This window comes from Pontixanthobacter luteolus, assembly GCF_947494915.1.
Lineage (GTDB): Bacteria > Pseudomonadota > Alphaproteobacteria > Sphingomonadales > Sphingomonadaceae > Pontixanthobacter > Pontixanthobacter luteolus.
This window is the reverse complement of the sequence record NZ_CANLWR010000001.1, coordinates 1,802,459-1,814,953: the sequence shown is the minus strand read 5'-3', so window position 1 is coordinate 1,814,953 and position 12,495 is coordinate 1,802,459. Positions and strand designations below refer to the sequence as shown.

Annotated in this window: 7 protein-coding genes; all 7 read left to right on the top strand. The window is 60.9% G+C overall.

Annotation, left to right across the window (positions count from 1 at the left end; translation table 11 throughout):
- Positions 1 to 169 precede the first annotated feature (169 nt).
- The 7 genes from PO778_RS08790 to PO778_RS08760 all read left to right on the top strand — a co-directional run bounded on the left by PO778_RS08790 (position 170) and on the right by PO778_RS08760 (position 12,492).
- Complete coding sequence (locus PO778_RS08790; protein WP_271439294.1) at positions 170 to 3,142, top strand: TonB-dependent receptor domain-containing protein; 2,973 nt, start codon at positions 170 to 172, stop codon at positions 3,140 to 3,142.
- Between the two features lie 108 nt (positions 3,143 to 3,250).
- A complete protein-coding gene (locus PO778_RS08785) occupies positions 3,251 to 4,522 on the top strand; it encodes a spinster family MFS transporter (protein ID WP_271439293.1) in 1,272 nt (423 codons plus the stop codon).
- A gap of 24 nt (positions 4,523 to 4,546) precedes the next feature.
- On the top strand, positions 4,547 to 6,151 hold the full coding sequence (locus PO778_RS08780; protein ID WP_271439292.1) for a carboxylesterase/lipase family protein: 1,605 nt from the start codon (positions 4,547 to 4,549) through the stop codon (positions 6,149 to 6,151).
- A 70-nt stretch (positions 6,152 to 6,221) separates the two neighbouring features.
- Positions 6,222 to 9,794 (top strand): hydantoinase B/oxoprolinase family protein, encoded by a 3,573-nt coding sequence (locus tag PO778_RS08775; protein ID WP_271439291.1) that lies wholly within the window; start codon positions 6,222 to 6,224, stop codon positions 9,792 to 9,794.
- Positions 9,795 to 9,863: 69 nt separating this feature from the next.
- Positions 9,864 to 10,535, top strand: coding sequence for a DUF969 domain-containing protein (locus PO778_RS08770; RefSeq protein ID WP_160730521.1), 672 nt, complete (start codon positions 9,864 to 9,866; stop codon positions 10,533 to 10,535).
- Positions 10,532 to 11,494, top strand: a complete 963-nt coding sequence (locus PO778_RS08765) for a DUF979 domain-containing protein (protein ID WP_271439290.1) — start codon at positions 10,532 to 10,534, stop codon at positions 11,492 to 11,494. The genes PO778_RS08770 and PO778_RS08765 overlap by 4 nt, the downstream gene beginning before the upstream one ends.
- Entirely contained in the window at positions 11,485 to 12,492 is a 1,008-nt protein-coding gene (locus PO778_RS08760; protein ID WP_271439289.1) for a DUF2891 domain-containing protein, read from the top strand. Before PO778_RS08765 ends, PO778_RS08760 begins: the two co-directional genes overlap by 10 nt.
- Positions 12,493 to 12,495: the final 3 nt, after the last annotated feature.

Sequence of the window (12,495 nt, the reverse complement as noted above, 5' to 3'; positions counted from 1 at the left end):
GCATAAAGAGCACATATGCAGGGGTTGAATTATCATATTTGTAGGTTCAGTATGGCCTTGCCGGGAGAGGGCGCTTCAATTCGATAGGGTGTGTCAGGTGAAAAATCGCCGGCTGCCCAAATGATCAAACTCCTCGGCAAGTTGCAACGTGCACGATCGGGGAGAGATCATGAAGGCCAAGTTTCTCAATACAATTGCAAAGGGTACCATCGCCGTAAGTCTGGCGTCCGTTCCATGTGCAGCATTCGCACAGGCAGAGGCTGAGCAAGCCGGCGCTTCGCAGGCAGATGACGAAAAGGTTTCGATTGTCGTTACCGGCTCGCTGATCCGCGGCACCCCGGAAGATGCCGCCCTGCCGGTTGACGTGTTCACCGCAGACGACCTTCGCAAGCAAGGTGTCGACAGCCCGCTCGAATTCATCAAGGACCTCCCATCGGTTGGTGCGGTGCTTGGCGATTCCAACCAATTCTCCACCGATGCGCAGGGCTTTCAGGGCGTAGGCTCGATCAACCTTCGCGGCCTTGGTGCGACCCGTACTCTCGTGCTGCTTAACGGAAAGCGGACCATCCAGTCGCCTGGTTCAGGTTTCGTCGATACGCAGCTTATCCCGCTCTTTGCCCTCGAGCGGGTTGAAATTCTCAAGGATGGCGCAGGTTCTACATATGGTTCCGATGCGATCGCAGGGGTCACCAACTTCATTACGCGCAGCAATTTCACCGGTGTGGAATTGCAGGGCGACTATGGTTTCGTCGATGGGTCGGATGGCAATTACAGCCTGAGCGGTCTCGCGGGATTTGAATTCGGCGGCGCCAACCTTGTGGTCGGTGCCGGCTGGCAGCACCGTTCGGAGCTGCCGACAACCGCACGCGACTATATCAATGTCGGTTATGCGACCAATCCTTCTGCCTATTCGGCGCTTTCGACACCGGGTCTGGTCGCGGTGACGTATTTCGATACCGGTACCGGCGGTCTCAACACTCAGGTGAGGCCTGACCAGGGTTGTAATGATCTCGGCGGGTTTCAGGATGGGGCGCTGTGCCGCTTCACCTATGTACCTTACGATAACCTCGTCGAGGAAGAAGACCGCTATCAGGTGTTCGGTGAATTGTCGGCCGATCTGAGCGATACCACTCGCTTCCATGTCGATGCGCTGTGGTCGCGGAGCGAACTTGAATCGATCAACTATTCGCCAGCCTTCCCGCCAACGCAGGGTCCCAAAGGCTCCGGTTTCCAGTCGGCTTTCACTACCTCGCCGACCAACCCCGGTCTCCCGGCATTCCTGACTCAAGTCGGGTTGCCGCAATCGTCCGCGACAAATCCGATCGTGGCAGTAACCAACGTACTCTTCCGTCCGTTCGGCTACCTCGGCAATCCGCTGGACCCTGATCGCGGTTCGGGCACCGGCCTTGCTGTCAACGATGCCTGGCGCGTGAGCGGCGGTTTCGAATTCGATGTCAGCGACAATCTCGTTCTCGACGTCAACGGCACCTTCTGGCAGTCCAACCGCACGGCATATGCGCCGGGCATCGTTGGCTCGCGCCTGCAGGATGCCCTTAACGGTCTTGGCGGCGAGAATTGCACCGGTACGACGCCGGGCGCAAATGGCTGCCTGTATTTCAACCCGTTCGCCAATGCCGGACCGAACAACCCGACACTGGGTCTGGATAATCCGTTCTACGTCCCGGGTGCGGAAAATTCGGCAGAACTGGTCCGTTATCTTCAGGTTCCGAACGGCACTGACGAGAAAGAAAGCCAGTTCGTCTTCGACGCGGTTCTTTCCGGCCCGACCGGTATTGAACTTGGCGGCGGGCCACTGGCCTTCGCTGTCGGCGCACAATATCGGAAGAACAAATATTCGACCGATCCGATCCGCCGGGAATCGAACCTCGATTTCAATCCTTGCTTCATTGAAGGCGATCAGAGCTGCGTCGGTACTTCGACCGAAGGCGTTGGCTCGTTCATCTTCCTTGGAGGTTCGCGCCCTGACCGGCTTGAGCAGGATGTCTATGCGGTCTTCGCCGAAGTCAGCGCTCCGCTGATGGAGGGTCTCGAACTGTCTGGTGCGATCCGTTACGAAGATTACGGCAGCCCGGTTGGATCGACGATCAATCCGAAGGGTTCGATCCGCTTCGAGGCAACCGACTGGCTGACACTGCGCGGCTCGATCGGTACGACCTTCCGCGGACCGCTTGCGTCCAACGTATCGCCGAACTCGGTTACCGCACTGCAGGGCTTCACTGCGGCAGGCGGTAACTACAAATCGCTCGATATCTTTGGCAACCCGACCGACCTCGGGCCGGAAACGGCACTTACCTATAACATTGGTGCCATTCTGGATGTGCCGCTGGGCGCTGCAAACCTGACCTTCTCGGTCGATTACTGGACGATCAATCTGGAAGACCGGATTACGACCACGCCGGGCGATGCAATCGCCAGCCTGGTGGCAAACGGGCAGACATCCGGCAACGACCCGGTCAACTGTTCCAGCCCGCTTGTTGGTCTGATCACGTTCAGCAATAACGCGTGTGTCCAGGGCACCACGACCGGTCTCGATATCAGCCGCGTTCGCACTGACTTCGTAAACGGTCCCGACGTCGATATTTCAGGGCTCGATTTCTCCCTGAACATCGACATTCCGGTGTTTGAGGACGGCATGTTCTCGTTCGGCGGTAACGCTGTCTACAACCTCGAATACAAGTTCGATGATTTCGAGGTTCAGGGCGTTGTGGTTCAGCCTTCCTACGATGCGGTCGGCTTCGGGAACTACTTCCGCGATCCGAACACCGTTCCGGAATGGCGTGCCAACGGGTATGCCAACCTGAATATCGGGATGGTCAATGCACGGTACTCCGTCAGCCATATCGATGGCGTGTTCGATGACCGCTGCATCAACCGTACGCCGTGCTTCAGCACTTCGCAGGGACCGACCGATTTCGGTGTTCAGAGCGGTTCGTACACTCAGCATGATATCGCGCTGACATTGCAGCTCGATCTCGGCGGTATGGAAGTGGAACTGCAAGGCGCCGTCGAAAACTTCACCGACGAAGAGCCTGCCGAGGCCCAACTGCCTCTTGGCTATAACCCCTTCATCGGCAACGCGATTGGTCGCAACTACCGGGTTGGAATTCGCACCCGGTTCTAACGAGCTAGGCGAGCCGGGTCTTCCCTCCGGCTCGCCTTCTCTTTTGGTGAAAAACTTTTGAAAACAGCTCAGACCGCTTCACAGCCTTCAACCGGATCAGGGGAGGAAGTGAACGCGAAGGCCCGCAGAATTACGCTTCTGCTCCTGACCGTGACCTATTTCTTCAGCTATATGGACAGGCAGATCCTGGCCATCCTGCTGGAAGACATCAAGGCCGATCTTCTTCTCAATGACACTCAGCTTGGCCTCCTGTCCGGCCTCGCATTTGCCCTGTTCTATGCCACGCTTGGCATCCCCGTTGCCGCCATGGCCGACCGGATGAACCGCGTGAACATCATCTCCATTGCGCTCGCCATCTGGAGCGGGATGACCGCAGTGTGCGGCTTGGCCCAGAACTTCACGCAGCTGCTGCTGGCGCGTATCGGGGTCGGCATTGGCGAGGCTGGATCTTCGCCTCCCAGTCACTCCATCATTGCCGATTTGTACCCGGCTGATAAACGCGCGCTTGCCCTTTCGATCTATTCGCTTGGCGTGACCTTGGGTGCCGCCGCAGGCCAGATGTTTGGCGGGAACCTGACCTATTTCTTCGACTGGCGTATCGCATTCCTTGCCATCGGGCTGCCCGGTGTCGCTCTGGCGATAATCGTAAAACTGTTTGCGACCGAACCTATGCGCAAGGCCGAACCTGGCGCGGTCGAAAGCGACAAAATGCCGTCGATCGGCGCGGGTTTCCGTTCCATCTTCGCCAACCGCGCAGCGGTCTGGCTGGTCGCAGGCGTCACGCTTACTTCCATGATCGGCTATGCGCTGACCGGCTGGACCCCGGCGTATCTGATCCGTTCATACGGGCTGAATACCCTGCAAGTCGGCAATATTGTCGCGCCGCTTCTGGCCATCGCCGGCGTTGCCAGCGGACTGGGCAGCGGCTGGCTCGCCAACCGCCTGTCGCAGCGTTACGGGATCATGGCGCAGCCGCTGATGGTGGCTGGGCTGAAGGCCATCGCGCTGCCGTTCCTGATCTGGTTCTACATGGCTGACTCTGCGCCGCTGGCAGTAGGCGTGTATTTCATCGCCGTACTGTTCCAGTCCTGTTACCTCGGGCCGACTTTCGCGATGATCCAGACGCTCGCACCGCTCAGGATGCGAGCCGTGTGGGCGGCGATTACGCTGCTTGTGATCAATCTCATCGGTCTGGGCCTTGGGCCGACGCTGGTGGGCGTACTGTCTGACTATTTCGTTGCGGATTACGGTGATGAATCGCTGCGTCAGGCGCTGCTCGTCATCGCATGTTTCACCCCGCTGGCGATCTTTTGTTACTGGCGCGCCTCACGCTGCCTGGCTCTACAGGCGCAGGCCGAGCCCGCCGGATTGAAAGCCTGATTATCGATTGGAAAGGATCGCTTGATGCGTATTCCCACAGTTTTCGCCGCTCTGCTTCTGGCTGCGGTAAGCCCAGCGGCATTTGCTCAGGATGTCACCCCCATCGTCGAGACGGGTGAGGGACGTGTTCAGGGGTTGGAGCAAGACGGGATCGATGCCTTTCTTGGCCTCAGATATGCCGCCCCGCCGGTGGGCGATCTGCGTTTCAAGCCGCCAGTTGCTGCTGAACCGTATGGCGGGCTCTATGACGCGACCGGAATGGGCGCGCCCTGCATGCAGCTTTACACCCCCAGCGGGCCCAATTCGACCGACGTCACGCGCGGAATTCAGGCGATTTTCCCGACCTCCACAGAACAGAAGATCGACAATGAAGACTGCCTGTTCCTGAACGTCTGGACCCCAGATGCCGCTGCTGGATCGCGCCCGGTCATGGTCTGGTTCCACGGCGGCGGATATGATTACGGATCTGGCGGGTGGCCAGCCTATAACGGCCGCAACCTCGCCGCGAAGGGCGATGTCGTAGTGGTGACGGTGAACCACCGGCTAAACGCGTTCGGATACCTCAACCTGGCAGAGAAATTCGGCGATGATTATGCCGCGTCGGGCAATCTCGGCAATCTAGATTTGGTGCGCTCGCTGGAGTGGGTGCGCGACAATATCGGTGCCTTTGGCGGCGATCCTGACAATGTCACGATCATGGGCGAATCCGGCGGCGGGTCGAAAGTCAGCCACTTGATGGCAATGCCGTCTGCCAAGGATCTGTTTCACAAGGCGGTTGTGCAATCCGGCCCCGGTGTAACCAGCGGCAAACCCGCGGAAGCTGCGGCCTATGCCAGCGATATATTGGCGCAGGCGGGCATTGCCGATCCGGCTGGTTTACAGGCAATTGCGGCGGACGATTTGCTGGCGGCGGTCCGCCGGGCGACACCTGCCAATGCCGGGTTCGGTCGCGGGCCGAGATTTGGGCCGATTGCCGATGGCGTTATCCAGCCGCGCGATCCCTTCCTGCCTGCCGCGCCGGAGCAATCCGCCGACATCCCGCTGATGATCGGTTACAACAAGGATGAAATGACGCTGTTCCTCGCGGCGCAGCCGTGGTTCGGAATGATCGACGATGCCACCCTGAACGCGATGGCGGCAGGCATGGGCCCACAGGCGGCAGGGGCAGTGGCGGCGTACCGGGAAATGTACCCCGATTATTCCGCAACGCACCTCGCCAGTGCAGCGTTCGGAACCCGGTTCGTTCAGGGCACTTATCTGCTCGCCGACCAGCAATCGCGCACCGCGAATGCGCCTGTATTCGTTTACAGGCTGACATGGGAAACCCCCGTCGCGAACGGTATGCTGCGCTCGCCGCACACGCTGGATATCCCGCTGATGTTCAACAACGCCGCGGAAAGCGCGGCGCTGGTTGGCGAAGGGGCGGACGCTGCAAGAATGGCCGAAATGATGAGCGATGCGTGGATTTCCTTTGCCCGGGAAGGTGTGCCGTCCAGCGATCTCATGCCCGACTGGCAGCCTTACTCGGTCCCTGATCGAAGCGTGATGGAACTGAACCTGCAGCCTGCCATGCGCGATGATCCCGAACGCAGCATCCGCGAACTGGCCGCCGCCAACGCTCCGAAATAATCCGCAGCACAATTGGTTTCGTCATCGCTGAACCGCTTGTCCGCGCCTCGCGCTTCCGTATAGTCGCGCCATGGCCGCACCCAGCACCGAGCACGCAGTTTCCGAAGGTTCATGGAGATTTGCAATCGACCGCGGCGGAACCTTCACCGACGTGGTCGCCACCACGCCCGACGGCAGGATAGTCACCGACAAGCTGCTGTCCGAAAACCCGGATCAATATGAAGACGCGGCCAGCGAAGCCGTATCGCATCTGATGCAGCGGCACGGGGAAGCGCCGATTGCGGAGGTGCGCATCGGCACCACCGTTGCCACCAACGCGCTGCTTGAACGTAAGGGCGCGCGAACGGCGCTCGCGATTACGGCCGGGTTCGGCGATGCGCTGCGGATTGGCACGCAGGCACGGCCAGAGATCTTCGCACGACATATCGAGCTTCCCTCGCAGCTTGCCTCCGAAGTGGTGGAGGTGAGCGAACGTGTTGCGGCCAGCGGTGAAGTCCTGCGCGCGCTGGACGAAGATGCCGCCCGTGCTGCGCTGACGGGGCTGAAGGAGCGCGGCTTTGCGTCGCTCGCGATCGTGCTGATGCACGGCTGGAATTACCCTGAACATGAGCGGCGTCTTGCGGATATCGCCCGCGAGATCGGTTTCGCCCAGATCAGCGTCAGCCACGAGGTTTCGTCCCTGATCAAGCTGGTGCCGCGCGGCGATACGACAGTGGTCGATGCCTATCTCTCGCCCGTCCTGCGCACCTATGTCGAGCAGGTCGAAAACCGTTTGCCGAAGGCGGGCAGACTGCAATTCATGCAGTCGAACGGGGGCTTGGCGGAAGCGCACAGGTTCCGCGGCAAGGATGCGATCCTGTCGGGCCCCGCCGGCGGCGTAGTGGGCATGGTCGCGACCTCCCGGGCACTGGGCCATGACCGGCTGATCGGCTTCGATATGGGCGGCACTTCGACCGATGTTGCGCACTATGCTGGTGAGTATGAACTGACCGGCGACAGCGTTGTTGCCGGGGTGCGGGTGGCCGCGCCGATGATGCAAATCCATACCGTTGCCGCAGGCGGCGGCTCAATCTGCCAGTTTAACGGGACGCGGTTTCGCGTTGGTCCGGAAAGCGCGGGCGCCAATCCGGGGCCGGCGTGTTACCGCAAGGGCGGGCCGCTGACGGTCACCGATTGCAATCTGTTCCTTGGCCGGATCAATCCGTCGCTGTTCCCTGCTGTTTTCGGATCAAACGGCGATCAGCCGCTTGACCCTGAAGCATCGCGTGTGCGGTTGCAGGAAATTGCCGACAGCCTTGAATCCGGCGAAACTCTGGAGAGTATCGCGGAAGGGTTTCTGGCAATCGCGGTCGACAACATGGCTGCCGCAATTCGCAAGATCAGCGTGGCACGGGGGCATGATGTTACCCGTTATGCGCTGGCCTGCTTTGGCGGGGCGGGCGGGCAGCTGGCATGCAGGGTCGCCGATGTTCTGGGGATCGAGACGGTGCTGGTTCACCCGCTTGCCGGGATGCTGTCAGCCTATGGAATCGGCCTCGCTCCGATCAAGGCGATCCGCGAACAGAGCATCGTAAAGCCGCTCGGCACGGATATTTCCGGCGAACTGGCGGTGCTGGAAGATGCTGCGGCTTCGGCCCTGCGCGACCAGGGTCTGACCGATACCGATATCGATCTGATGCGCCGCGTAAGATTGCGCTATGCCGGAAGCGACAGCACCCTGCCGCTGGACATGGCCAGCGAGCGCGTGCTTGCTGAGGAATTCCACCACCAGCACCGCCAGCGCTATGGTTATTCCGACCCGGACGGCGAGATAATTGTCGAGGCGCTGAGCGTTGAGGCAAGCGGATCGTCGGGCGGGCTTGCCACTGCCGAATACGAACCTGAGCCCTTCGATATCGAGACCCACGGCGACTGGCCGGGAATGGGCCGCAGCCACATGCAAGCTGGCGAAGCGGTGAAGGGCCCGGCGATCATCGTCGATCCCGGTTCGACTATGGTGGTGGAAGATGGCTGGGCCGCCACCCTGCAGGACAATGCCAGCCTGGTGGTGCAGCGCACGGTACCGCTGAAACGGCAAATGGCCAGCGGGACGCATGTGGACCCGGTACGGCTGGAGATATTCAACAATCTCTTCATGGCGATAGCAGAAGAGATGGGCGTTGTTCTGCAATCCACCGCCACCTCGGTGAATATCAAGGAACGGCTGGATTTTTCGTGCGCCTTGTTCGGTGCCTCAGGATCGCTGATCGCGAACGCGCCGCATATCCCGGTGCATCTCGGGTCGATGGCGGATTCCATCCAGCGCATTATCGAGGCGCGCGGCGATGCGCGTGACGGCCGCGGCATCCGGCGCGGCGATGCCTATGTGCTGAACGATCCATATCGCGGCGGAACTCATCTCCCCGATATCACTGTGATTGTGCCTGTATTTTATTCGGAAAACGCACAGCACCCCGATGCATTCGTTGCCGCTCGCGGGCATCACGCGGACATTGGCGGGATTGCCCCCGGGTCAATGCCGCCTGAAAGCCGGACAATCGACGAAGAAGGCGTGCTGCTCGACAATCACTTGCTGGTTGATGAAGGCCGATTTTGCGAGGCGGAAATTCGCACAGCGCTCGGCAGCGGCGAATGGCCAGCACGCAATCCCGATCGCAATATTTCCGACCTCCGCGCGCAGATCGCTGCGTGTACCAGAGGCACGGAACTGCTTGCTCAAGCCGCGAATGAAAACGGCACGGAGGTACTTGCCGCGTATATGGATCACGTACTCGCCAATGCGGAGGAATCGGTCCGCCGCCTGCTTGACCGGTTGGAGGATGGCGCGTTCACGTACGAAATGGACAGCGGTGCAAAGGTCTGTGCGGCGATCCGTATCGACCGGGAGAACCGCGCCGCGGTGTTCGATTTCACCGGCACCAGCGCGCAGCAGGACAGCAATTTCAACGCGCCGCGTTCGATCACCCGCGCTGCTGCACTTTACGTTGTGCGCACGCTGATCGACGATGCGATACCGATGAACGATGGCTGCCTGCGCCCGGTTGAATTGATCGTGCCTGACGGGTCGATGCTCAATCCTGCACCGCCCGCTGCTGTTGTCGCTGGCAATGTTGAAACTAGTCAGGTGGTGACCGATGCTCTGTTCGCGGCCACCGGCCAGCTTGCCCCGTCGCAGGGGACGATGAACAATTTCACCTTCGGCAATGCGCGGCATCAATATTACGAAACCATCGCCGGCGGTTCTGGTGCAGGGCCGGGGCATGATGGCACAAGTGCGGTCCAGACGCATATGACCAACAGCCGGCTGACCGACCCGGAAATACTGGAAACGCGGCTGCCCGTTCGGCTTGATCGTTTCGCAATCCGTGCCGGTTCCGGCGGGCAGGGCGAATATTGCGGCGGTGACGGGGTAGAGCGGCGGATCACGTTTCTGGAGGCGATGCGAGCGAATATGCTGGCCAATCGCCGCAAGATCGCGCCGCGCGGCATCTGCGGCGGCTCGGACGCGAAGCCCGGCCGCAATTGGGTGGAGCGCGCTGACGGGACCCGCGAAGATATGAGCGCGACTGCTTCGGCAGAGATGCAGCCGGGTGACACCTTTGTGATCTACACGCCGGGCGGCGGGGGATATGGCCGCCGCTAGGGTCAGGCCGGGGGCGGCCAAGTTATCAGAGCCATGCCGAGCGTGCGTGGTCCGAGGAGGGAATAGCTGATGAATTACTGGCCGCTTGCGGGCATCGCCATCGTGGTCGCGGGGTTTGCCCTGCGTTTCAATCCGCTGCTGGTGGTGGTCAGCGCCGCGCTGGCAACCGGGCTGCTGGCGGGCCTAGAATTCGTGTCCGTGGTCGAGGCGCTGGGGGCAGCATTCAACGACAACCGCTACATCTCGGTCACCTGGATCATCCTGCCGGTGATCGGTTTGCTGGAACGATATGGTTTGCAGCAGCGCGCCCGCGGCCTGATTGAAAGCGTGCGCGGCGCGACGATGGGCAAGCTACTGGTGATCTACCTGATTTTCCGGCAGCTGACGGCGGCAATCGGCATGAAGGACATTGGCGGGCATCCGCAGGCTGTTCGCCCGCTCGTTGCACCTATGGCCGAGGCAGCGGCTGAAAAATCCCACGGAAAACTGCCCGATGCGGAACGGGAGAAGGTGCTCGCCATGTCCGCCGCTACCGACAATGTCGGGCTGTTTTTCGGCGAAGACATTTTCTTCGCCATCGCCTCAATCCTGCTGATTCAGGGCGTGTTTGAGAGCGCGGGATATCCGCTTACTCCGCTGCAATTGTCGGTCTGGGCGATCCCCACCGCAATTTGCGCCTTCCTGATCCATGGGGGACGCATCCTCGCGATGGATCGCCGTTTGGGGAGGCTGCCGGAATGATCACCTATGAATGGCTGTATATCCTTGCCGGCAGCTTTTTCGCGGTCTGGTCGCTGCTCAGCCTGCGCGACAGGGCCAACACCAAACGCCTGGGCAACGCCGGGTTCTGGGGCTTGCTGGCGGCGAGTTTTCTGTTCGGCAGCCACCTGCCCGATTTCGGCAACGGCCTGCTGGTTCTCGCCATGGTCGGCATCGCCGGGGCAGGGGGGCTGGGGCGCAGCAATCCCGAGACGACTTCGCTCGAAGAACGGTTCAACTTTTCGGCATTGCTGGGCAACAAGCTGTTTCTGCCGGCGCTGATCGTGCCGGTCACCGCAGTCGCAGGCACACTGCTGTATAATTACACGCCATTGGGTGACACTGGCCTATTCGAGGAACGGCGCGAGACACTGATCCTGTTCGGTGTCGGGGTGGTTTTTGCATTGGCTGCGGCAATGGTATGGCTGAAGGCACCCGTCATGGCCCCCGCCGAGGAAGGTCGCCGTCTGCTCGATTCCATTGGCTGGGCTGCGATACTGCCGCAAATGCTCGCGGCGCTGGGGGCTGTGTTCGCGCTGGCCGGTGTGGGCGACGTGATCGGCAGCCTTGCCGGGCAGATTATCCCCGATGGCAGCGTGCTGCTGACCGTGATCGTGTTCGCGCTGGGTATGGCGCTGTTCACGATGATTATGGGCAATGCCTTTGCCGCTTTCCCGGTAATGGCGGCGGCCATTGGCATTCCGCTGCTGGTGGAAGGGTATGGCGGCAATCCAGCGGTGATTGGCGCAGTCGGGATGCTCGCCGGATTTTGCGGTACGTTGATGACGCCGATGGCGGCGAACTTCAACATTGTCCCGGCGGCATTGCTTGAACTCAAGGACCAGAACGGCGTGATCAAGCAGCAGATAGGCACGGCAATTCCGCTGTGGGTGTGCAACGTCGCGATCATCTATGTCGCGGGGTTCCTACTGTGGAACTAACCGTCAGCGAACTGAACGGGGAAACTGCCCGCCGCTTTGCGCAGGCCGCGATGGGCCATGTGGTGCGCGAATATCCGCACAAGCTGGATCATGTGCTGGGCGGTGATGAAGACGCGCTGCCGCCCCGCGTGCTGCATCCGTGTTTCTACGGCAGCTATGATTGGCATTCCTGTGTCCATGGGTGGTGGACCTTGCTCACCTTGCGGCGGCTGTATCCTGACATGCCCGAGGCGGCGGAGATAGCGGCGCTGGCGAACAGCACCTTCACCGAGGAAAAGCTTGCCGCGGAACTGGCCTATCTCGATCGTCCCGGTTCGGCAGGGTTTGAACGGCCCTATGGCTGGGCATGGCTGCTGTATCTGCATCTGGAGGCCGGGCGGCATGGCGGCGCGCCGTGGGCAGGTCGCCTCGAACCGCTGGCCCGCGCCTTCGCAGCGCGGCTGCGCCGTTATCTGGACATACTGACATATCCGATCCGAACGGGCACGCATTTCAACACCGCATTTGCGCTGCTGCTGTCCCGCGAATGGGCCGAGGTTTTCGATCCCGAGCTTACGCCGTTGATCGATCGCAAAGCGGCGGACTGGTTCGCGGATGACCGTGCCTGCCAGGCGTGGGAGCCGGGCGGCGATGAATTCCTGTCTTCTGCACTGAGCGAGGCGATGCTGATGCAACGCGCGCTGGGGCAGGAACAGTTCCGGCAATGGTTTGCAGATTTCCTGCCGGATAGGGCGCAGCGCCGGCCAGCCACGCTGTTTGCACCGGTGACGGTCAGCGACCGTAGTGATGGCAAGATCGCTCATCTTGATGGTCTGAACCTGAGCCGGGCATGGGCCTGGCGCACGCTTCAGCCGGATATGGGGGCAGCGGCTCCGCTCGCGCGGGACGCGGCAGAGATGCACCTCAGTGCAGCTTTGCCGCACGTCACCGGCGATTACATGGGCGAACACTGGCTGGCGAGCTTTGCCTTGCTGGCATTGCTCGCCCGCCCTGTTTAGCCG